20 protein-coding genes and 2 pseudogenes are annotated in these 23,893 nt (G+C 39.8%); 4 read left to right on the plus strand and 18 right to left on the minus strand.

The features are described 5' to 3' along the window. Positions 1-153 precede the first annotated feature (153 nt). The 6 genes and pseudogenes from ASU03_RS22010 to ASU03_RS22020 all read right to left on the minus strand — a co-directional run. Positions 154-261: pseudogene (locus ASU03_RS22010) on the minus strand (XdhC family protein); the annotation flags it as partial. A gap of 140 nt (positions 262-401) precedes the next feature. Then, on the minus strand, positions 402-3,485 hold the full coding sequence (locus ASU03_RS01005; protein ID WP_057830038.1) for a PqiB family protein: 3,084 nt from the start codon (positions 3,483-3,485) through the stop codon (positions 402-404). After that, positions 3,482-4,162, minus strand: a complete 681-nt coding sequence (locus ASU03_RS01010; protein ID WP_057830039.1) for a paraquat-inducible protein A — start codon at positions 4,160-4,162, stop codon at positions 3,482-3,484. The genes ASU03_RS01005 and ASU03_RS01010 overlap by 4 nt, the downstream gene beginning before the upstream one ends. Further along, positions 4,149-4,796 (minus strand): paraquat-inducible protein A, encoded by a 648-nt coding sequence (locus tag ASU03_RS01015; protein WP_057830040.1) that lies wholly within the window; start codon positions 4,794-4,796, stop codon positions 4,149-4,151. The genes ASU03_RS01010 and ASU03_RS01015 overlap by 14 nt, the downstream gene beginning before the upstream one ends. Before the next feature lie 132 nt (positions 4,797-4,928). Next, positions 4,929-5,471 carry a c-type cytochrome gene (locus ASU03_RS22015; RefSeq protein WP_231731464.1) on the minus strand — a complete coding sequence of 181 codons (543 nt, stop codon included), beginning with the start codon at positions 5,469-5,471 and terminating at the stop codon, positions 4,929-4,931. Positions 5,472-5,615: 144 nt separating this feature from the next. After that, a pseudogene (locus ASU03_RS22020) lies at positions 5,616-5,885 on the minus strand (c-type cytochrome); the annotation flags it as partial. 244 nt (positions 5,886-6,129) lie between these two features. Between ASU03_RS22020 and yihA the strand changes: the two are divergent. Next, positions 6,130-6,816, plus strand: a complete 687-nt coding sequence (gene yihA, locus ASU03_RS01025; protein ID WP_057830109.1) for a ribosome biogenesis GTP-binding protein YihA/YsxC — start codon at positions 6,130-6,132, stop codon at positions 6,814-6,816. Positions 6,817-6,943: 127 nt separating this feature from the next. On the opposite strand, the gene ASU03_RS01030 is transcribed toward yihA, so the two are convergent. After that, positions 6,944-8,749: an ABC transporter ATP-binding protein/permease gene (locus tag ASU03_RS01030; protein ID WP_057830042.1), complete on the minus strand. Its 1,806-nt coding sequence runs from the start codon at positions 8,747-8,749 to the stop codon at positions 6,944-6,946. A gap of 807 nt (positions 8,750-9,556) precedes the next feature. On the opposite strand from ASU03_RS01030, the gene ASU03_RS01035 reads away from it, so the two are divergent. Beyond that, positions 9,557-10,693, plus strand: a complete 1,137-nt coding sequence (locus ASU03_RS01035) for a GGDEF domain-containing protein (protein WP_057830043.1) — start codon at positions 9,557-9,559, stop codon at positions 10,691-10,693. Between the two features lie 389 nt (positions 10,694-11,082). Here the strand turns inward: ASU03_RS01035 and ASU03_RS01040 are convergent, their stop codons facing one another. From ASU03_RS01040 to ASU03_RS01080, 9 genes are all read right to left on the minus strand, one after another. Next, positions 11,083-11,400 carry a hypothetical protein gene (locus ASU03_RS01040; protein WP_057830044.1) on the minus strand — a complete coding sequence of 106 codons (318 nt, stop codon included), beginning with the start codon at positions 11,398-11,400 and terminating at the stop codon, positions 11,083-11,085. Positions 11,401-11,826: 426 nt separating this feature from the next. Next, entirely contained in the window at positions 11,827-12,108 is a 282-nt protein-coding gene (locus ASU03_RS01045; RefSeq protein WP_057830045.1) for a hypothetical protein, read from the minus strand. A 258-nt stretch (positions 12,109-12,366) separates the two neighbouring features. Next, positions 12,367-12,750 (minus strand): HsmA family protein, encoded by a 384-nt coding sequence (locus tag ASU03_RS01050; RefSeq protein WP_057830046.1) that lies wholly within the window; start codon positions 12,748-12,750, stop codon positions 12,367-12,369. A gap of 88 nt (positions 12,751-12,838) precedes the next feature. Beyond that, entirely contained in the window at positions 12,839-13,609 is a 771-nt protein-coding gene (locus tag ASU03_RS01055) for an MBL fold metallo-hydrolase (RefSeq protein WP_057830047.1), read from the minus strand. Between the two features lie 183 nt (positions 13,610-13,792). Beyond that, positions 13,793-16,885 carry an efflux RND transporter permease subunit gene (locus ASU03_RS01060; RefSeq protein ID WP_057830048.1) on the minus strand — a complete coding sequence of 1,031 codons (3,093 nt, stop codon included), beginning with the start codon at positions 16,883-16,885 and terminating at the stop codon, positions 13,793-13,795. Positions 16,886-16,897: 12 nt separating this feature from the next. Then, on the minus strand, positions 16,898-18,031 hold the full coding sequence (locus ASU03_RS01065) for an efflux RND transporter periplasmic adaptor subunit (RefSeq protein WP_057830049.1): 1,134 nt from the start codon (positions 18,029-18,031) through the stop codon (positions 16,898-16,900). A 116-nt stretch (positions 18,032-18,147) separates the two neighbouring features. Continuing rightward, a complete protein-coding gene (locus ASU03_RS01070) occupies positions 18,148-18,870 on the minus strand; it encodes a TetR/AcrR family transcriptional regulator (protein ID WP_057830050.1) in 723 nt (240 codons plus the stop codon). Positions 18,871-19,083: 213 nt separating this feature from the next. Continuing rightward, the gene (locus ASU03_RS01075; protein ID WP_231731458.1) at positions 19,084-19,389 is read right to left on the minus strand and encodes a hypothetical protein; all 306 of its coding nucleotides are present in this window, start codon (positions 19,387-19,389) and stop codon (positions 19,084-19,086) included. A 273-nt stretch (positions 19,390-19,662) separates the two neighbouring features. Further along, the gene (locus tag ASU03_RS01080; RefSeq protein ID WP_057830052.1) at positions 19,663-20,529 is read right to left on the minus strand and encodes a LysR substrate-binding domain-containing protein; all 867 of its coding nucleotides are present in this window, start codon (positions 20,527-20,529) and stop codon (positions 19,663-19,665) included. A gap of 218 nt (positions 20,530-20,747) precedes the next feature. On the opposite strand from ASU03_RS01080, the gene ASU03_RS01085 reads away from it, so the two are divergent. Both ASU03_RS01085 and fghA read left to right on the plus strand, forming a co-directional pair. Continuing rightward, a complete protein-coding gene (locus ASU03_RS01085) occupies positions 20,748-21,902 on the plus strand; it encodes an S-(hydroxymethyl)glutathione dehydrogenase/class III alcohol dehydrogenase (RefSeq protein ID WP_057830053.1) in 1,155 nt (384 codons plus the stop codon). A gap of 87 nt (positions 21,903-21,989) precedes the next feature. Further along, a complete protein-coding gene (gene fghA / locus ASU03_RS01090; protein WP_057830054.1) occupies positions 21,990-22,829 on the plus strand; it encodes an S-formylglutathione hydrolase in 840 nt (279 codons plus the stop codon). A 95-nt stretch (positions 22,830-22,924) separates the two neighbouring features. On the opposite strand, the gene ASU03_RS01095 is transcribed toward fghA, so the two are convergent. Further along, positions 22,925-23,383: a GNAT family N-acetyltransferase gene (locus ASU03_RS01095; RefSeq protein WP_057830055.1), complete on the minus strand. Its 459-nt coding sequence runs from the start codon at positions 23,381-23,383 to the stop codon at positions 22,925-22,927. Positions 23,384-23,432: 49 nt separating this feature from the next. Then, positions 23,433-23,825 carry a DUF2750 domain-containing protein gene (locus ASU03_RS01100; RefSeq protein WP_057830110.1) on the minus strand — a complete coding sequence of 131 codons (393 nt, stop codon included), beginning with the start codon at positions 23,823-23,825 and terminating at the stop codon, positions 23,433-23,435. Positions 23,826-23,893 lie beyond the last annotated feature (68 nt).

Consider the following 23,893-nt stretch of genomic DNA (forward strand, 5'->3'; position numbering starts at 1 on the left):
GTGCTTGAGCAATTTCAATTCAAGGCGCTGTGATGAAATAATGATTGGTATAACAGTGCCTCGGATACGACCCACCCAAGACCAATTTTTTCGATGGTTTAAATCATGGGGTTTTAAAAATCGCGTCAGATAAAATAATAGGTTGGCAATTAGCAGGCAAACACCGCTTAATAAACCATAGCTTTTGCCTTGGCTATTAATAAGCATCATGGCACCAGCTTTACGATAAGAAGATCGTTGTGTGGCTATAATGCTAGCCAGTTAGCTAATAATGCGGTAAGGCGATTACTCCTTTTGAGTTTATTTCGCTTAACTTAACAGGAGTTAAGTTAAGCGAAATGAGAAAGTCGCCAAATTACACCGTTGTCGGCAATAAAAATGTAAGCAATTAATTAATGCTTTTACTCAACTTTTACCGCTTGTTGGTTAAGGGCTATTTTAGGCTGCCATTCCAGCCAATCCTGATCAAGATCTTGATGCAAAATAAAGCTTAGTGGTAACTTGCTACTTTCATCCTCAAACTCCGGTGTTGCAAAGGCGATACCACCAGCAATCAGGGTTTCTATTGATTCAGAATCAATAGAAATGCCAGAGAAAATTCCGGCTTCAATCTTGATACCACTGGTGTTCCAAAATTGACTTTTACCGTTGACCAGCGATGTGTAACGTTTGGCAATATTAATAAAAACATTTACCTCATCCGCGCTAGGTGATAAATCAATACCAATCACTTTGCCGACTTTAATTTGACGATACAAAACAGGATTACCGACACGTACTGAGCCAAGACGAGTAGCGGTTAATTTTATATTTAAACCGTAAGCTAATTGCTCAACGGTAGGTGCGAGTTCAAGTGCGGAAAACTCAAGTTGTTTAGCCTGAGAAGAATGAGCAGGTAATAAACCAATAAAAGCACCGTCAAGTAAGGCGGCAACATTTTTTGAACCGACTAAGCCAATTACCGGCTCTATTTTCCAAAACTTTGTGCCTTGTCTCGCATATTGGCTACCTAGATCATTTAATAACACCAGTGCGGTAACCCCGACCTTATCTTCACTAAAAATAAAACGCTCAATTATGCCCATGGTTTGTTCTTGATAAACCACCTTGGTATTTACTTTTAAGCCGGAAAAATCGTTAAAATGTATGCTTATGCTTTGGCCGGCATCTTTTGCCTGTTCTTCATGTTTAAACAAGGTGAAGCTGGTCAACTCTGCAACGGGCGCACTGGTTGTTATCGAGCTAGTAAGCGCATTTTCAGGAGTATAAAAACTGATAGCGCCACGTAAAATAGCATCAAGAGATTCAGTTTTAACCACGAAGTCGCTCATGCCGCCAGAGATAGTAATACCGCTGGCATTATAAAAACGGCTGGTGCTTTGCACTAGGTCTTTATGCTCTTCATCTATGGTGATACTGACTTTAATATTATCGGCCGCTTTATCTAGGCTGACATTGTCTACTTGACCAATGGTTATGCCGCGATAACTAATAGCACTACCCGGTGTCGCCACATTGGCGTGGTCAGTGGTTAAGGTAAGCTGTAAACCTGGGGCGCTGGCCAATTTTACCGGTGGTTTGTTAAACAAGGTGAACTGCGTTTGTCTTGCACCTTGGCCAAGGTTAAAAGTGATGTAGCTACCGCCGAATAATGCATCGGTATCGCTAGCACCAGAAAGGCTTAAGCTGGGTTTAACTAAATAAAACTGGGTATCTGCTGTTAATATATGCTGATATTTAGCTAATAAGCCCACTTGCAGTTGCTGGTATTCACCGAGGATATTCACTTGATGAATTGCGCCAATTTCAACACCACGATATAAAATCCGGGTATTGAGCGTTATTTTTTCACTTATCGCGATATTTAGTGTGAAAGCAATATTTTGTGCCGCCAGTTTGTCATTGGCATAGAGGGTAAAACTATCACCATTATCAACTGCATTTTTCTGCTTAACCTGACTACCATCCATATTAGTAAAGGCAATACCACCGGTTAAGATAGTTTGTAATGACTGCGCTTGAATATCAATCCCCAGTAAACTTGCCGAGATTTTAATACCGGAATTATTGTAAAAACGACTGCTGTTATTCACATAATGACTAAATTCTTTTTGCAGATGTATATGTATTAAATGCTGTTCAGGGGCCGTAGTTTCAATGGCTTGTATGTTACCAACTACTTGTTGCTTGTAATAAACATTGCTACCGACCTGTAAAGAACGGCGATCATTGCTTTTTAGTATTAAGTGCAAACCCGGTTCACTATATTTATAAGGCGGTTTACTATTAAAGACTTTAAATTTATTACTGGCTTTACCTGCTAATGAGGGCCTGATACTAATGTAGCTACCTGTTAATAAGGTTTTAGCATTAGATAAGCCGGTAAGACTAATTTGTGGTGAAACAATATAAAATTGTGACTGCTCCGTTAAGTAAGGCACCACACGGGGATTCACTTTAGCGATGGCAGTAATTTTTCTCCTGACAGGGTCTATTTTACTGAATGACTCTATCACGCCTATGGTTAATCCTTGAAATAAAATGGCCGCATTGTGATCTATGCCGGAATTCCAATCTAGGGTTAACTCGACTTCATGACCCATTTCTGCTGATTGAAAGTCAGCATGTAAGGGGTATTCTTGGCCATTCTTTGCGGGCGATAATTCTTCTTGGTAACTTAGGGTATCTACCGCAATGCCGCCGGCCATAATGGATGCTAAAGAATCGGTATTAATCTTAACGCCACCAGAGAGTGAGGCCGTCACTTGTATGCCACTGGTGTTATAAAATAACGAGTTCTCTTTTACTAAGTGAGCAAATTCAGGCTTGATAAAAATATTGATGGCAATTTTTTTACTACTTTCAATATAGTGATAACCCGTAACATAGCCAATAGGGATCTGTTTAAAGCTTATCGGTGAATTTTCACTAATAGAACCTAAAACGTCGGTATACAAGGTCAGGTGTAAGCCTGGGGTCGACATATCTAATGTCGGCGCTTCTGCTAAGGCAATAAAATGATGCTGACTTTCCATACCTTTCTTGGTATCCGGCAATATAGTGATATAGCTACCAGAAATGAGCGTATCTAAGCCAGAGACACCTTGCAGGGAAATATCGGCACTGACTAACCAAAAACGAGTGTTTTTGGTTAGATACTCGGCGAAGTCTTTAGAGATTTCAACTTCGGCGATAACATGTTGTAAGTCTGGCGAAGGCACAACTTTTTTCACCAAGCCAGTGATTAAACCTTTATAACGTACTTCGGTTTTATTGGGCACTATACCTGAGCCGTTATCGAATTCTATGGTGATATAGGTGCCTTGTTCCGCAAACACCTTTACCGTAAGCCATATGCCAAAAATTAACGCGATAAAAGGTACAAACCAAATAATTGAAATACCCTGACGTGGAACAACTTCTGCAAGGTTGTTCTTTGGGGGGGGATTATGCGTCGAGGCAGCAATATTCTTGTTCTGGGTCATTTCTGTCCTTTTTCTTCTGGTAAAGTGGCGGGCAAGTTTACTGACGGTAACTGTGCTTGTTTTACTGTGTTCTTATCCGCTGCTTTATCCCATAATAAGCGTGGGTCAAAACTGTTGGCTGCAAACATGGTAAAAATCACCGTAATGGTAAAGTAATTTATCGCAGGACCTGCGGCTACCGAGGTAACAAAGCCAAGCTCTACCACGGTAACCATTAAAGCAACAACGAAGACATCAAGCATTGACCAAGGGCCTAAAAGCTCAAGTATATGGTAAATCTTACTATGTTTATTTGGTTTTAAACGGATCCCTGTATGTGCTTTATAAACTAACACAAATAAACCAATGATTTTTATTAGCGGCACTATGATACTGGCGGTAAATATTATAATCGCTATCGGGTATAAACCAAGATCAATAAATTCGCCTATGCCTGACAAGATAGTGGCATCACTAGGAATACCTAATTGATAGACAATCATTATCGGATAAAGGTTCGCCGGGATAAAAGCTAATAGGGCGGCGACATTCCAAGCCAGAGTGTATTGTAAGCTGTTGCGCTTACGTTGGTAAAAAACACCATGACAGCGACTACACTGTTGAGGTTCGGCTTGTAAACTATTCAGCTTATGGCATTTAGGACATAAGGATAGACCATTGCTTTTAGCTGTGTTCATTAGCACAGCTCCTTGAAAAAGCCCGCTCTAACTTATCCCAGATATAGTCTTGGTCGAGTGCTGCCGCAGACATAGTGGAGCAAATTAACCAGAAGACAAAAGCAAATAAGCCCAGATTTATCGATAGTTCAGTATCATCAATTAATTTATACATAGAAACGACAATAGCTAGCAGAAAAACATTGAGCATAGCCCAGTTATCAAGATGATGATAAGCGCGGAAAAAATTCAATAACGATGGTTTTAGTTTATTAAATTTAAAGCAGTAGGAAATATAAAGTGCACCCGCTAGACGGACAATGGGCACGGCAATAGCAAAGAGAAATACTAAGCAGGCAATCATAAAAAAGCCACGATCAATCAACACCAAAATACAATCAAATAATGACGCCTGATGAAATTGCCCAGCAAAGGTAATACCCATGAGCGGTAATAAAATGGCCGGAAACATTAACATTAAACCTGCAAGAGACCAGTGAAAGCTACGTTCAATGGAATCAACCTTGCGTTCTATCAAGGTACTGCCACAATGATTACATTTGGCTAGTTGTCCTTGTTTTAAGTGCGGCTTGTCATAAAGTGCATCACACTGCGGGCAAGCGACAAAGAAACTTGGGTTTATTTTGTGGTCCATTTAATTGCTAGTTGTCCATTCACTTGGTCGCTGGCGGTTTAATTATTAGTTATGTAAAAGTACCATGAAAAAAAAAGCAGCGATAAACGCTGCTTTTTTTAGAAACTGGCTAATGAAGCAAGCAAGCCATTATTATTTTAATGACGTGATGTATTGTGCAACGGCTTCAATATCAGCATCTGATAATTTAATGGCGATGTTACGCATAATGCCATTGTTGTCATTACTACGGCTGGCGTCACGGAAGCTAGCAAGCTGCTTTTTCAAGTAATCTTTACTTTGGCCGGTAAGGCTTGGAAAACCAGCTTGTTTCATACCTTTACCTGCTACACCATGACAAGCAATACAAGCGGTCACACCTTTTTTAGTATCGCCACCCAAGTATAATTTATGGCCGGCTTCATTTGACTCACCAGTACCAGTATTCGTGCTTTGCACAGCGAAAAATGCGGCTAAGTCGTTGATGTCTTCTTTCGATAACGCGGCAACCATACCCGCCATTACAGGGTCTTTACGATCCCCTGATTTGAAATCAGCTAATTGTTTGGCAAGATAGTTAGCACTTTGACCAGCAAGGCTTGGGTACATAGGGGCTAAGCTGTTACCGTCGGCGCCGTGACAGGCGGCACATGCTACCGCTTTGTTTTTACCTGCTGCTACATTACCTGCGTAAATTGCTGCTGCTGGAGTAGAAGAAAGAACTTCAACATTACCGGCAACGGGTGCACTGCTTGGTGCTGTTTCTGCGCTAGAGCCTGTACTTGCTGATGCTGCAGCTTGTTCGTTGGCACTAGGTAAACCGGAGAAGTGAGCCGCTAAATCAGCCATATCTGCATCAGATAGGTTAGCCGCCATAGGCGCCATCATGGCATCGGTACGAGCGCCTGATTTGAAATCTTTTAATTGCTTAATGATATAAGCGTCATTTTGACCGGCAAGGTTAGGAAACATAGGACTTGCACTAACGCCTGTAGGGCCATGACAGGCGCTACAAACAGCTGCTTTTTCTTTACCTGCGTTAGCATCTGCGGCTTGCGCAGCACTGACGGAACTTAAGGCTACAAGTAGCGAAAAGATAATTTTTTTCATTGAGTTGCTCTCTGCTTGTCATTAACTACCTAGCTGCTTGAATAATATAATCGCTATGTAATTAAAAAATGATAAAAAAGTATGATGGATGTGTCGTCATTTTACACGAATATTAGCGCCTTGTAATAGTGGTGAGGCGAAATCCAGCAAAAAAACAGCTGATTTCACTGATTTGTGCATTTTTTTGATAATAAAAGCGGTAAAAAAACGCTATAATGGCGAAAATTTTAAACGAGTTAAGCCCTTGTCTTCTACAAAGATACATTTAAGTAAAGCCACCTTTACCATTAGCGCTCCAGATATTCGTCGTTTACCAGCTGATTCTGGTATCGAAGTCGCCTTTGCGGGTCGCTCTAATGCCGGTAAATCAAGCGCTTTGAATACGCTAACCAATCAACGAGGTTTAGCGCGCATAAGTAAAACCCCAGGTCGAACTCAGCTGATTAACGTATTTGAAGTGGCAGAGAATCGACGCCTTATTGATTTACCCGGTTATGGCTTTGCCAAAGTGCCATTAGAAATGAAGAAAAAATGGCAAAAAGCATTAGGTGAATATCTAGAAAAACGTCAATGCTTAAAAGGCCTAGTTATTTTAATGGATATACGTCATCCGCTAAAAGACTTAGATATGGATTTAATCCATTGGGCGGCAGATAGTGAATTAGCCGTGTTAGTCTTGTTAACTAAGTGTGACAAGTTATCACAAGGTAAACGTAGCGCTGAGGTGCTTAGCGTTAAAAAAGCATTAGCGCCATTAAATGCCGATATTAGAGTACAAGCTTTCTCCTCACTAAAATATACTGGCAAAGAAGAAGCTGATGTCGTTATTTGTGATTGGCTTGAACAAGAAGCCCAAGAATATGACTTGCCTGAAGCAAGTGATTTAGACGATGAAGATGAAAATATCTTACCCGAAGATTTTCAGAATTAATTAAATCGACTAATCAAAAATGAAAAAAGGAGAATACTTTAGCGGTTCTCCTTTTTTTGTATCGATAAATAGAGCTTAATCCTTATTTTAACCCGCAGCAGAGGGCAATAATTTAATGGAATTGCTATTAACTTACTTGCTTAAACTGTAGCTCTACTAATCGCTGATATAAGTCACAGGTTTGCAATAATGATTGGTGATCACCGATATCAACTAACTGGCCTTGATCTAATACCGCAATTTTATCAGCGTGTTGTATGGTTGAAAAACGATGAGCAATAATAATGGTAGTACGGCCACGCATTAATTCCTCTAAGGCTTGTTGCACATGATGTTCACTCTCACTATCAAGGGCACTGGTTGCTTCATCTAATAATAAAATATCTGGGTCTTTTAATATTGCACGAGCGATAGCTATACGCTGACGTTGCCCTCCAGACAGACGTACACCGCGCTCACCTAAAAAGCTATTATAGCCTTGTGGTAATTGACTTATAAATTCATGAGCATGGGCTTTTTTAGCCGCTGAGATCACTTCTTCATCGCTAGCATCAGGTTTGCCGTAGCGTATATTATGAAAAACATCACTGCTAAATAATGCGGGTTGTTGCGGCACTAGCGCCATTTTCTGGCGAAGATCTTTTGGATCCAGTTGACGTATATCAATCCCGCCCAAGGTAATACGGCCAGCTTGTGGATCATAAAAGCGCTGCAGCAGTTCGAATAATGTGGTTTTTCCTGCACCAGAGGGGCCAACTAAGGCTAATACTTTTCCCTGCTCAGCAATTAAATTTAGCCCTCGGGTAGCTGATTGATCTGGCCTTGAAGGGTAATTAAAGCTTACTTCCTCAAAGGCTATTTCTGCGGAGAGTTCTTTTGCTGAGATAACATTTTCAACAGGGGGAAGAATATGGCTTTCAACCTGTAGAATCTCAATTAACCTTTCGGTCGCGCCAGCGGCACGTTGCAATTCTCCCAAAACTTCTGAAATAGTTGCTAAAGAAGATGCAACTAAAATGGCATAAAATACAAAAGCGCCTAAATCACCACCACTCATCTTACCTTGAATAACATCGCTGCCACCGACCCATAACATGCCGGTAATAGCGCCAAAAACAATAATAATAACACCGGCTATTAACGTGGCTCTTTGCTGTATGCGGCTACGGCCAATATCAAAGGACTTTTCAACTTCCACAGCAAACGCGTGTCTTTCATGCTGTTCATGGGTATAACTTTGCACCGTTTTAATATGTTCAATGGCTTCACCAGCATAGCTGCCAACATCGGCCATGGAATCTTGGCTTTTACGTGATAATTTTCTTACTTTACGGCCATAAAATAAAATAGGCACCAAAATAAACGGCACTGCTATTAAAACAATAACGGTTAATTTAATATTGGTGGCAAATAGCATTGCCAAGGCGCCAATAAGCATTAATACACTGCGAATCGCCATGGAAAATGAAGAACCAATAATACTTTGTAATAAAGTGGTGTCAGTGGTGATACGCGACATGATATCGCCGCTGCCATGGGTCTCAAAGTAGCTGGGGTGCAAGGTAATGACATGATTAAACACCGCTAAACGCATATCAGCACTCACTCGCTCACCTATCCATGAAACTAGATAAAAACGGGCAAAGGTACCGCCGGCAATTAATACGGTGATGGCTAAGATAAAGAGCACCGCGTGCTCTAATTGTTCAATTGACTGTTGAGCAAAGCCCTCATCAATAAGCATTCTAACGCCTTGCCCAACGGACAACATTACCCCAGCAGTAAAAATAAGGGCGATAAAGGCCGCTAACACCTGACCATTATAGGGACGAATAAATTGCCAAAGTTCAAAGAGTATGGCTATTTTTTTATCTTGATGCTTTGGTCTTGAGTCTGTGTCTGTTAGTGAGGTAGTTGAGGAGTGTTCAGACATAAGGTCCCTTAGTTTATGCTAGTTAGGTGTAAGTAACATGACTAGCTGATGAATATATTGGTAATAGTTTACGCGGTTACCTAACGCTGAACTAGGCAGTTGTATTTTAATATGGGGCATTAGCGAAAAATAACGCTAACTTACCATTAAGGCTGTAAGAGCAAGTTACCTCATTAAGGTGACTTTACCCGTGGTGTCGGGGAAGTTATCTATTACAGGGCTCACCTTAGCAGGGCTTAAAAGAGCAAACAGTACTATTTGCTAATTTTAAGACATAAAAAAGCCGATGATAATATCTCCACTAATAAATAGTTAAGAATTACATCGGCATAGTTAGCTTATGGGGAAGCTACAAAAAATTATTACAATAAGTGTTCGCTTAAGAACAAGTGTACTATAGAGCAAGAGCTCTATATAAGTAAAGCTATTTCTAAAGTATAAACTCTATTTTTTGTTCTTGAGCATTATTCGTGCGTTTGTGCCATGTGAATAGACATTATTAATGCCACGATCAAGCATGACCGCATTTACCACACAACGGACTATATCTATTAGCTGAAATCACTCAAAATTAGGTGCGCTATTGATACATAAGCGGCCATAAATATTTGAAGTAATATTCGCAATGCTGACTTTGCATAGTTGATTACTTACATTAAGCTAACCGTTTGAAAAGAATAAGGTAATGTAAAACTATAAGCAAAAATAAGCTACTGCTGGAAATTAAATATTTAAATAAACATGATTGAACTATATTGTTAGTGGTAATACATTATCTCCGCTAGTAAATATTATGAGGGCATAAACTTGATAGATGGTTTCACAATAAGAATTGTATTCGCGGTTGTCACTAGCCAAATTTTAATCTCTGCAATATATTTTCAAGTAAAAAACCCTGAAATTAAGGGTGTGCAACAATACTCGTTTCATGCATTATTTTTATGTTTAATGTTCACATTGACTGCAATATTTACCAATTCATTACCTCACTTAGGGGCAATATTAAATAATATATTTTTTGTTTTTGTATCTTATTATTATTGTCGGTCATTCCTTGAATTATTAGAAATACGATCCTATCTAAAATTCGAACGTATATGGTTTTATATAGCAATAATTATATCAACTGTAATTACGGTAATAGATATTTCAAGGACTATAAGAGTTCCATTTATTGAGCTAATTGTCGCACTAATACCTTATTCATATTTACTTTATATGATTCGAAAAAAAGTTAGACTTTCAAATTTACCTAAAGAAATAAACTTTTTTACTTATTCATTATTTATTTTAATCATTGCACATTTTGCATATATGAATTCATTAACCTTTTCATCATATCCATCAAGTTATTTAAATAACCAAATACGAAATATTTCGCTCATTTGCATTATGTTTGCTCATTTATCATCAACCATTGCATTTCTAATGCTAGTATCAGGATTAAAAGAAAGTAAACTTGTCAATTTATCAAACACTGATAGCTTAACTGGATTATTAAATAGGAGAGCTTTTTTTGAAATAGTTGAATCTTTACCGAGTAATACAAGCCATTATTTTATTATGTTTGATGCCGATTTTTTCAAAAAAATAAATGATAAATTTGGTCATATTGTTGGTGATAAAGCCCTCCAACATATTTCTCAAACGTTAAAGTCATGCTTAAGTGAAAATGATGTAGTTGCACGTTATGGTGGAGAGGAATTTATAGCCGTTATTTCAAATTGCACTGTAGAAAACGTAGATTCAATTGCAGAAAGAATCAGGCTAGAGATAATTAAAAATAAATTCTATATTGACAATATCCATGTCCCAATTACATTAAGTATTGGTGTAGCAAAATACCAAGATTCTGATCCTTTAATTGATATTGATAAAGCTGACCAGATGTTATATAAAGCGAAGAAAAATGGTCGAAATATGGTTTGTATCTATAGCCATTAAACTTCAATAAAGCTCCATATAATTATGAATAGAGTAGATGATATTGTTTAATGGAATAAGACACTTTATTGCATCGGTTAATTTATTGACAAAATATCAATTGACCGCTTTATCCTCACAAGTAGACGTTTGGATATGGAAGTGACTTACTTCCGCAATGCGCACCAAGAAGTCATTAGCGGTGAACTATTTTTCACTATTCATTGGCTAAATAGTTATGGCTCACTAATACCACAGAGTGAGCGTTAATATTGTTCTGTCTCGAAAATTCTCAAAGGCTCTGAACCTGATGGCTTGAACTTAGATTTAGTTCAAGCCATCACCTCTGAAACAGTTAGTTTCGCTTAATTTTTTTGTTGGTCACTAAACTTGTTAGGGATGCATGTGGATTAATGGATTGTGCGCTCTTGCTTGTCCCACAGGCTTCCTTGCCAATTTGAGATCGTTCCAGAGGCTTCACAGGTATCGCAATGCCACTCAATTATACCCATGGCAATACCTGTTGCCGCAATGCCTCCTAGACAAAAAAGTTCGTCAGCTCGGCTGTTGCATTTCAAATCAACATCAATGAGTGGTTGCTCTATATTTTCAGAAACCGATGACACTATTTTGATCAGAAATTTGAAAACCGTTTTTGCTTGTTCCGTAAGTTCTAGTACGTTACCTTCTTCGTCAAGGAAATGTCTTAAATCTGCTTTTAACGCCATACGTTTTATCAATTATAAAAGGTTAAGCTAGCTAACATATAGCAGTTAAAGCTCTTGGTACATTAATTCTAATTTAATATTATCAAGTTGACAGTACAGTTGGAGAGTTACATCTGTTTGACTAGGTAATAACAATAACCAATTCAACTTATTAGATACGAAAGCAGAGGTTTTCTTGAATAGTTGTAAAGACTTATCTATGAAGGTTTATTGATCATCAGCGTTATAATCTAAGTCTTGATGATATTATATTTGTCACGGATGTCGACAAAGCCCACCATAAATAAAGCTATTTCTAAAGTATAAACTCTATTTCGTTGCTCTGGATCATTATTAGTGCGTTTGTACCATGTGTGGTTTGTTATAAATAATGAGATATACGATCGAAAATGAGCTTTTTATAATGTTTGAGATAGCCAATAAATACTATTTTCGTATATGAATACTTACTTGAGTATTAATAGTCCCTTCCTCATCAATGGCAATGACCGCCTCATTAAGCAACATGACTACCTGAGTTATTTCATCTTGGGTGCGAATAAAACTTAGTTCATAGCCATAATTATACATTGAACTGACAGACGCTTGCTGGGCAACACTCAGTTGCGTCCACAATGCATGTGTACTCGGGCAAACATGCCTGCGTTCGTCTCGATCTATTTCAATTTTACCGGTTAAATTTTTGGTGTTTTTAATAGCAGAAGACATAGTGAATTGCGTCCTTGTAACACGACAATGGGTAGCTAAGGTATAGCAGTTTTCAATTTATATTCAATCAGCAGGAAGGTTTTTATAGTTGTTGTTAGCAAGCCAAGTGTTACTTTTTTACCTAGTGCGAGAATTTACCACGGGTATTTTATTAGCAAAAATGGGGTGGTATGACCGCTTTAACAGGCGAATTGTCATACATCAGCAATAATTCAACCATTATGCCTATGCACAGATGACAGAACTATTGCTGGTTAATCATTTCCCTAAGCCACTAATCCCAAGATACAGACCAGAAATATAGGAAATCATCCAGAAAGCCCAAACAAGGATGCTAAAGCGGTGGAAAGTTTTTTGCAGCTCAAGATCATTATTCCGGATAGCGATGAATGCCCAACAAAAATGGAAAATCATCAAGAAAAGCCCTAAGAAGCCCGAAATTGAATGGGCAGTAAAGATAAGGTGGCCGACATGCAGGTACATCATGATAGTGCCAATAGTATCGGTAATGACTCCCAGTCCAAACATGGTTAAATGCCACATCTTTAATTTTTTATGGTAATAGTCATTCCAGATACCAATAGAATAAAAGATCAGGGCGAGGGTGAAAAAAATGGCTCCCGATAAAATTAACGGTGTCACAGCTTTATCCTTTAGATAGTTTCAAAGGCTGATTTTAATCTAATTGATAATTAATTGCATTAGTGAGTTGTTAACGTAACTTAATCGTTTACTTATGAGCGTTATTTTTAGGCATAAACTTTATTAAACTCTTGAACTTTGCCTTAACAGAGCGCCAATGGGTTCTAGGAATTTTAGGCGCTAGCGCTAATAAATGTTGAAAATCATGCTCAGATAGGTGTACTTCCCCACCATGCGCAAGAATAATGCTGTCGGCCTGTAGCGCGATTATTTTGTGCAGTGATGCTCGATATCTATTTGGGTAAAAAAGAGGGAAGGGCGGAATAAATTTATTTTTAACTTTAACCATTAAATCGGCAACATAGACTTTATTGCTGGGCAGGTGATGTAAAGATAAATCTCTATCAGTATGCCCTTGAGTGGCTAAGGCAACCCAATCAGAAAATCCTGGTAACGCCTCGCCATCATCTAATTTATAGTCAGCTTTGAGTTGGCTTGAATACCAAATGTTCTTGCTGGGTCTTTTCATGCGTTTGGCTACCCATTTAGCCAGCAGCATGTCGGTAAGATGCATAAGCCGACCATCTAAGCCTGAATACCACTGGCCACTGACATTGGCGGTGGCAATTTTACAGCCGGTTATTTTTCGTAGCATATTAGCGGCGCCAGCGTGATCGGGATGCATATGAGTTACCACCACTAAGGTTATATCACTAAAGGAACGCTGTAATGTTTGTGTGATAAAGTGCTTTAGTACCGAGATGTCTGAGCGACAGCAACCATCAAGCAGCAGTAACTTATCGGGATATTCAGCTAGTAAAATTGTTTGAATATGTCCGTCAAGGTGATGTAGTTTCATAGCGATAAAACAGCTCAGTAAATAGGTGGATATCTCAAGGTTACAGTATAAGAAACGGCTTAAGAGCGCACTGTTTTTTTGAATTAAGTGAATAAAAAATCACAGTGTTAGTCTTGAACATATACTAGCTTGAAACCACCCACAGGATCTTGGTGGGTGGTTTTATCCACTAGCTACAATACTTTAATTAAGTACTTTTTCTAGGGCTTCTTCAGATACGTCAAATTCGTGTTCGTCCAACTTGTGCCTTGTTTCCGCCAGTAATAAATAAAAGCTAGGTAGAATAAACAAGGTAAAGATAGTGCCAATAAACATACCTGCCACTAAAATTATGCCAATGCTGTTACGCGCTTCTGCGCCTGCACCAGTAACCAATACTAAGGGAAAATGCCCGAGTATTGTTGCTGCTGTGGTCATTAAAATAGGCCGTAACCGTGTCGTTGCCGCTTCAGTGACCGCCGTGAGTTTATTGGCGCCAAGCTCTTGGGCATGGTTGGCAAATTCAACAATTAAAATACCATTCTTAGCAATTAAGCCAATCAAGGTAATCAAACCTATTTGCGAATAAATATTAATGGTGGTTAATTCCATATAAGGGATTAATAACGCACCCGATAGCGCTAACGGTACACAACCTAGCAGCACCACTAAGGGATCTCTAAAGCTATTAAATTGTATGGCTAATACCAAGAAAACAATCAATAAAGAAACAGCCAATACCATAATTAAGGTATTACCTTCTTGGCGTAACTGTCTAGATTCACCAGCGTAGTCAATTGAGTAGCCTAAAGGTAATATTTCTTTGGCTGCCTTTTCAAGGGCTGATAACGCTGCTTCTTTGTTTGATCCCGGTGCGACACCACCGTAAATTCTAAACGAAGCTTGTTGAGCAAAGGTACCGAGTTGTCTCGGCACCGTTTTCCATTTTAAGTCAGCCACCGCTGAGACAGGTAATAGCTCGCCGGTAGGTAATTTAATATTCAATGATAAAATTGCTTCGGTTTTACTGCGTACTTCATCATTAACGATGGGAATAACGCGATAAGCTTTACCGTTAGCATCAAAGCGATTAACAAAGTTACTCGATAATAAAACACTCAGTTGCTCACTAATTTGCCCGACAGTCATACCTAAATCAGCAATTTTTTCTCGATTTAATTGCAGTTCCACTTGTGGGAGGTCTATTTTTAAGTCGGTATCAGCGAAAAGAAATTGCCCACTGGCAAAGGCTGCTCCGACAAGTTGATCGGCATATTGTTTCATTTCACTATAGGGGGCAGAGGCTTTAACAATCATGTCAATTTCAAACTGACCTGAACTCGGTAAAGAGGAGGGGAGAATTGGAAACATATTCAACCCAGGTATTTGTGCTAATTTGCCGTAAATACGCGGCACTAATGACTGGGCGCTGTAGTCGCGTTCATCGGCACTGACTAACTCTAAACCGCCAAAACCACCACCGCCAAAGATGATCTGCCAAACTTTCTTACCGCCTTCTATTTCTTGCAAGCTTTCTACTACTGGATTCATTTGTGCGACGTTATAAGCGAGTGAAGCATCAGGAGGTGATTGAATAACAAACATGACCATCGATTGATCTTCTATGGGCGCGAGTTCTTTTTTCGAGTGTAGATAAAAAGGCACAGCAAGTAGCGATACCACTAGAGCAATAAGAAATACTTGTCCTTGCCACTTAAAAATCTTATGTAACAGCTTGGCGTAGCTGCTCTGCAACTTTTCAAAAAGGTGATTTACTTTACGGGTGAACCAACCTTCTTCACCGCTTTGAGGAGCAACATATGCGCTCATAATGGGTGACAAGGTAACGGCAACAATCCCTGAAATGATAACGGCAATCGCTAAGGTAAAAGCAAACTCTTTGAATAATACCCCAGTCAGACCAGACAAAAATCCGATAGGTGCATAAACGGCTGCCAGTGTTAAGGTCATTGAGATAATGGGCACCAAGAGCTGGCGTGAACTAATCAAGGCAGCATCAAATTTTGACATGCCTTGACGCATTAGTCGGGCAACATTTTCTACTACAACAATGGAATCATCAACCACTAAACCCACCGAGAGTACGATAGCTAACACGGTTAATAGGTTTAACGAAAAGCCCATCATAGTCATAGCGGCAATAGCGCCTAAAATAGAAATAGGTATGGTGATTAATGGCACTATAGCGCTTCTAAAAGAGCCCATAAGTAGTACTACTACTAAGCCAACTAAAAAGATTGTTTCAGCTAAGGTGGTAAAAATCTCAGTTAAGGCATCGCGCATATACAAGGTGCCGTCGTAAGCATAACCAATGGAAATACCGTTGGGTAGAGTTTTGTTTAGCTCAGCTACTGTTTCATATAACCTATCACCAATGGCAATTTCATTAGCGCCAGGCAATGGCCAAATGGAAATATAAACGGCATCTTGATCATTTAATCTAGCGGTGACACTGCTATCTTCTGCTGCTAGCTCAATTTTTGCGACATCTCTTAAATAGATATTCGCGCCATCTAGCTCACTGACCACCAATTGTTCAAACTCTTCAACACTGCTGAGTTGGGTATTAGCAACGATATCAATTTTTTGCCGACTATTTTCGACATAACCCAAAGTGGCTATGGTGTTGTTTGCTGCTAAGGCTTGATAAACATCACTGGCGCTTAAGTTAAATATTTGTAGTGCCTCTGGATCTAACCAGACACGCATTGCCGGTGTTCGAGCGCCCTCAATACCAACTCTTTGTACACCTTCAATAGCATTTAAAATCGGATTAACTTGGCGAATTAAATAATCGGTAATGCGTGATAAGTCATTACCGTTGGCATGAACATTTAAATAAAACACCGCAAAAGGTCTATCGGCACGACTCACTGATACCATGGGGTCTTGCGCGCCAGCAGGTAACTCAAAACGAATTTGACTTAAGCGAGCGGTTAATTCAGCTAGCGCCAAGGTCGAATTTTCATTGAGTTTTAGCCAAGCGGTAACTTTCGAACTGCCAGATGTGCTGGTCGATTCGACATATTCAACCCCTGGCACGGTAGCGGCAACACGCTCAATTGGCTCGGTAACAAAACCTTGCACTACATCAGCGGCAGCGCCGATGTAATAGGTCTCAATTACTAATGAGGCACTTTCAATTTTCGGAAATTGCAGTACCGGAATTTTACTTGCTGACCATAGGCCGGCAATACAAATAATAATAGACAAAACAATGGCGACCACAGGTCGCTTGACAAAAACGTCCATAATCGATGGTTTATTTTCTTGCATCATAAGCCCTTATTATTGTGCACTTGCATCGAGAGCAGGCGCTTTAGCGGCTACTTTGGCAGTTTCATCAGCCGCTTCATGGGCAAGGTATACTTTCATACCAGGATATAATTTGAACGCGCCTTTATTGGCAACCAGCTGGCCTGCTGTTATGCCGGCAAGTATCATTACCCGTTCACCTTGTCGCTGGCCAAGTTTAACGGCTACTTGTTTCGCGCGATAGCTACCCTTACCGGCAGCTTCTAAGACAAAAACATAGTCACCTAAGGCATCGCGTTTTATCGCTAAATCAGGTACTGATGCGAGTATAACTTGCTTAGCAATGGGCACTATCACAGAGACCAAGGTATTTGGTTTTAATGCTAGGATTGCTGAGGGTAATTGTGCGCGGTATTTTAAATGACGTGAGATGCGTGATAACTGAGGGTCGATAGCTATAATTTTTGCTGCAAACTCAGCATCTTGATTCATTGGGCTAATTTTTACCGTCGAGCCTAAACTTAGCTCTTGATAGCGTTGCGGCAAATGAAAATCAATCCAAGTAAGGTCATTGATACCAATAAGATCAAGCACTTGGCTGTTTTTGTCTAAATACTGGCCAACTTCTAAGCTATGAATACCAACCTTAGCGGTAAAGGGCGCAGTTAAGGTTTTTTTATCTATTGCCGTAGTAATCACCGCAATATCTGCTTGTGCTATTTGTACTGCGGCGCGAGCTTGGTCAACTCGTTCTTCACTAATGCCGCGATTTTTACGCAACGCAATATTACGCGTTAGGGTCTGCTGCTGTAGCGTCAATGTTGCTTGAGCTGCCATTAAACGGGCATCTTCGTCCCTATGGTCTAATACCAACAACACTTGGCCTTTTTTAACGACACTGCCAGAGCTGGCATTTAACTGGGTAATTTCACCGGCAAGTTCGTTAATAAGCAGTAAAAACTTGAACGCTTGTACTTCGCCACTTATCTGAATATGCTGCTGATAACTAATATTGCTGACGGTTACCGCAGTAACGGTTGCTGCTGGCTCAGGCATGCTGGCAGCATGGGCATTGGCCGCTTGTTGTAGTGATGATTTATAGCTATATAAGCCAAAAATAGTGCCGGCTAATAATATAATCACCACAAGCCATTTAGTTAGATTCATGATTGTTCCTTTATCCTTATTTTTTAAAACGCTTAATTAATGCCTTGAGCGTATTTACTGTATTGCGGCTTAGTTGTTTAATGATAGTTAATCTGTGCAGGTATTGGCCTTTAAACTTACCTAAGCCCAGCCTCTGTTAGGCGTAGGCATACTTCTTTTATGCCATCATCTGTTATTTTTTGCTGCCAATCATAGGTATTGACTAAGCGCTGCATGGTGCGAATATGTAAATTATCAGGTGCAAGCGCTAACATTTCTTCTGCTAGATTTTCAGCTAGATCGTTGCGCCAGCATTGGTGTACACGTACCGTTTGAAAATAACCCAAGGATAACGACCAGCTGCCTATGTTTATCTCTTCAATATCTCGGCTACCTGAGGTTAATTCACCGGAATCAGCGGCGGCTTGTAAAAATTGTTGAAACATAGCTTGGCAGCGCTCACCGCAGGCTATCATCTGTGTTAACCAACGCTGTGAGCAGCGCTTCATCATGGCTTGGGTGTTGACAATGCTTTCGAGCTGACTATCAAAGCTATACATTTGCACCTTGGAAAAATCTAACAAGCTAGTGGCAATAATGCGCTCTGGTGTGGTCAGGGGTAAAGCGAGAACTTTTTTAAAAACACTTTGTCGTTCTTGATACATGCGAGTGGCTAAGGCAATCAGTACATCTTCTTTGCATTGGACGAATTTATAAACAGAGCCCATAGACAGACCCGCTAATTTGGCAATAGCGGACATTGAAAAATCTAATAAACTACTGTTTTCAATAGCCTTGATTGCTGCGTAAATAATTAATTTTTCTTGTTCTGCTGCGCTAAATCTTGGAGCTGGAGCCATATATAAATCTTATTTTGTAATTGTATTCGAATGTCGTTCAAATGTCAGTTTAACTGAATTTATCTTAAGTTCAAGGACAAATATCTTATATTAATAACATTTATCGATAGCGGGCTGAATAGATAGCTACATCAACAGATCTTTCATCGCTGTACTGTATTCACGGGGGAGTATGGCCATTCTTGTTAGAGATGAGTTTTAGTGGGGTGGAAATTAACTAAGCTGTGCTTGTTCTAATTGCAACCAGTTCAGTGCTACATCACGATCTGAATAAATTCGTAAATTCAACCTATCAGTTCTTGGGATGGTATGAGCTAAATACTCTGTGTTTAATTGACTGGCGATTTTGTAGACAATAACCGCTATCGCGTGAATTTCGCTTAGATTACCAATATTAATTTGTGCTTCAAAATCATAAGAATAAGCGTTCACTTTATTGATTAGTAACGAAAAAGGGCTATGAAGATGAGCCAGAAAAAAATTATGCAACTGATTGACCATAATAAGATTAATTTCCACACCCTCGTTGACTATCACCTCGGCAATACAATCGCTAAGTAATATTATTCTGGCGAACGGTAGTTCATATAGTTTGATATCTTACTCCCACCCTTGGAAACTACTAACCATAAAGCTGCTTACCTCTCTAGTATAGTGGAAGGTCTAGCATTAAGGTTTGCTCGTTAAGCTAAGTGCTCAGCAAGGTAATCGACTAACAATCTAATTTTGACGGACAGTTGTCTATTATGAGGATAAACAGCCCAAATACCCTCATCGGGCTCACGGTTATCGCTAAGCTAGGTGCACAGCAAGGTAATCGACTAACAATCTAATTTTGACGGACAGTTGTCTATTATGAGGATAAACAGCCCAAATACCTTCATCAGGCTCGCGATAATGGTCAAGTAAGGTGATTAAACGGCCCTGTTCTATATAGTCTTTTACATAGTAATCGGGTAGTTGCACTATACCAATACCTTTTAATGCGGCATCAACTAAGCCATAACCCGAGTTGAAACGGATACTGCCACTGACACGGATATTTTTATCCTTGTTATTATCTCGAAAGCGCCAGTAATCTAAGGTGCCTAAGAGACAATTATGTTGCTTTAATTCAGATAGAGCATGAGGAGTACCGTGCTTACTGATATAAGCAGGTGCCGCACAGACATAATTAGTACGTTGGGCTAGTTTTTTTGCCATCAAGGTAGAATCATGTAACTTGCCTAGTCGAATGGCGAGGTCATAACCTTCATCGACTAAATCAATTTTTTGATTACTTAAGTGTGCCAGTACCTGAATATCTGGATGTTGCAAAATAAAATCATTGATTAGCGGTAGTACTTGTTGCTCTCCGTAAGTAACTGAGGCAGTCAGTTTAATCTTGCCTTGTGGCGTGGATTGTAAGTTAGTTATTGCCGTTTCAGCTTGCTCTAGTCCGTCAAGAACGACTCGACAATGTTGATAAAATAACTTGCCTTCTTGGCTAAGTGATACTTTTCGGGTGGTGCGATATAACAACTTCACCTTTAAACGATTTTCTAAAGCGGTGATCTGACGACTCACTTGTGCGGTTGATATGGCTAATTTTTTAGCCGCCAAGGTAAAGCTCTCTGCTTCTGCGACATAAACGAATTCACTGATACCTTGCCAATTCATGATTGTTACCTATATGTAAAAGTGTTTTACTAAAATAGGATATTATCATTTGAGCGGAAATAAATATAATAGCCCTCATACTTTACTTGGCTAGAGTTATTTAGCGTTAGTTAAACCTGATTAGTAGATAAGCTTGTTGATAGGTTTAGCTTTTTCTTAATAGACTACACTTGATAGCCATACTACTAGCCTTTGCCAGCGATAAAAGCGAGAACACTATGCCTGAACAAACGTCCGAACAAACGCCTGATAAATTTATTAAATCGAAAGCCGCCATTGCTTGGGGCCCAAATCAACCGTTATCCGTTGAAGAAATTGATGTCATGCTGCCTAAAAAAGGTGAAGTACTGGTCAAAATTATTGCTTCTGGTGTCTGTCATACCGATGCTTTTACTTTATCAGGTGATGATCCAGAAGGCATTTTTCCTTGTATATTAGGTCATGAAGGTGGTGGTATTGTTGAGCAAATCGGTGTCGGGGTCACTAGTGTTAAAGTTGGCGATCATGTGATTCCGTTATACACCCCAGAATGTGGTGAATGTAAATTCTGTTTATCGGGTAAAACCAACTTATGCCAGAAAATTCGTGCCACGCAAGGTAAAGGTTTAATGCCTGATGGCACGACCCGCTTTTATAAAGATGGCAAACCGATTTTTCATTATATGGGCTGTTCAACCTTTTCAGAATACACGGTATTACCTGAAATTTCTTTAGCAAAAATAAACCCAACTGCACCATTAAAAGAAGTGTGTTTACTCGGTTGTGGTGTTACCACTGGCATGGGCGCAGTAAAGAATACTGCCAAAGTAGAAGAGGGTGCTACGGTTGCTATTTTTGGTTTAGGTGGTATCGGTTTATCGGTAATTATTGGCGCTACTATGGCGAAAGCCTCACGTATTATAGCCATTGATATTAATGAAAGTAAATTTGAATTAGCTAAAAAACTTGGCGCAACTGAGTGCATTAATCCACAAAAATATGACCAGCCTATTCAAGACGTTATTGTGGAGTTAACGGATGGCGGTGTTGATTATTCTTTTGAATGTATAGGTAATGTCGACGTGATGCGCTCAGCACTTGAGTGTTGCCATAAGGGCTGGGGTGAGTCAATAGTTATTGGTGTTGCGGGTGCGGGACAAGAAATATCCACTAGACCCTTTCAATTAGTTACTGGCCGAGTATGGCGTGGCTCTGCCTTTGGTGGAGTAAAAGGTCGTTCAGAATTACCTGACTATGTTGAGCGTTATTTAAAAGGTGAGTTCAAGCTCGATGACTTTATTACTCATACTATGGGTTTAGAGGATATCAATGAAGCCTTCGACTTGCTGCATAAAGGTAAGAGTATCCGCAGCGTTATTCATTTTGATAAGTAGCACTTGGATAAATAGCCTTTATTCACTACGTTATTTTATCGCTGGTGTTTTGTTTGATAAAGCACTAGCCAAAGCTAAGGATTTACTATGACCATAGAATGTTTAACCAGTAATAAAATGTTTGGCGGTTGGCATAAACAATATAGCCATCAAGCCAGTAGCTTAAATTGTAGTATGCGTTTTGCTATTTTTTTACCACCCCAAGCATCGAGTAGCAATAAAGTTCCTGTGCTTTATTGGTTATCAGGGCTTACCTGTACCGATGAAAATGTTATGCAAAAATCAGGCATACAGCGTATTGCTGCTGAGTTAGGTATGGCCATTGTTGCCCCTGACACAAGCCCAAGAGGTGAAGGTGTTGCTGATGATGACGATTATGATTTAGGCCAAGGAGCAGGGTTTTATCTTAATGCTAGCCAAGCGCCGTGGAATCGCCATTATCAAATGTATGATTATATTGTTGATGAATTACCGGCACTGATTGAAGCAACTTTTCCGGTCAGTAATAAGCGCGCTATCGCCGGTCATTCTATGGGTGGACATGGCGCGTTAACCATAGCCTTGAAAAATCCAGAGCTTTATTGCTCAGTTTCTGCCTTTAGTCCTATCAGTAACCCCATCAATTGTCCTTGGGGGCAAAAAGCCTTTAGTGCCTACTTAGGTGATGATAAGGATTTATGGCGAGATCATGATGCCAGCGAATTGATGCGACGGGTTAAACAATTTGTCCCTGCTCGGGTTGATCAAGGCGAAGCGGATAACTTTCTTGAGGAGCAGTTAAAACCTGATGCTTTGCTGTCGGCGGCAAAGAGCAATGGCTACCCGCTTGAGTTAAATCGTCATGAGGGTTATGACCATAGCTATTATTTTATCAGTAGTTTTATTGAAGAGCAGTTACGTTTTCATGCACAATATCTCAGTCGATAGCTAGACTTTTAGTCGCAAAAAAAAGCCACCTAGTCATAGTAATTAAGTGGCTTTTTTATTGTTCATATTTAAGTGGGTGCAGTGTACAGGTTAGGTTAGCTAATCTTCTTCGACATAAAGGTGCTGTAGGGATCTGCCTGATAATCAGCAAAGGGCGGACAAGTGGCAAAACCAAGTTGTTGATAGAGCTTTTGTGCCGGAAGAAACACCGCCATGGAGCCTGTTTCTAAACTTAGTATGTGATAACCGCGAGTGCTTGCTTGGTCGATCATATGGGTCAATAGCAACTTAGCTACACCTTGGCGTAAAAAGTTCTTGGAGGTGCGCATGGATTTAATTTCGCCATGAAACCTATCTAACTCTTTTAAAGCGCCACAGCCAGCTAATTCATTATCTTTCCAGACACTCCAAAAACTGATGTCTGCATGGGATAATGCGGATAAATCTAAGGCATGTACACTTTCTGGCGGCGAATGCAGCAACATATCTTGATGGTGCTCGGCTAACAATGTTATGACAGCGGGATGTGTTAGTTCGCCGATGTGGATTTCCATGCTGTTGCTACCTTTATATAAAGTTACTTTAGAAAGCTACTGTAGAGAGCTATTTTCGATTTTGCTTTTTAGTTTCTTTTAGCAGCAACTCTTCAAATTCTTCAGGAAATAGTATCAAGCCCTTATTATCTTGATTGGGAAAAACCACCAAAGCCAAGTCATCATCGGCCAGGCCCATGCTCCATCGACTGTACCATTTAGCCAAAGAAATTTCCTGAGGCTGGCATGCTTGCCACTCACCTGTTGCCCAACCCTGAGCAAATTCTTTATTGGGCCATACCGGCACACAATCCTCATCGTCAGTATTGAGCATCATACAGCCATGCTCATCAGTCAATAGCCAAATTTCTTTATTGCTAACGACTTGCTGAAGTAGATAGTTTAAACGTTTTTCATCATCATAATTTTCTATGGTATTAAGCTGTTCAGTTGATATAGGCATGGGCAAGAAGGGCTGTTTGGAATAATAGTTCATTATTTTATCGTGTTACCTACACACTAACAACCGCT

This window comes from Colwellia sp. TT2012 (assembly GCF_001440345.1).
Taxonomy (GTDB): Bacteria; Pseudomonadota; Gammaproteobacteria; order Enterobacterales; family Alteromonadaceae; genus Colwellia.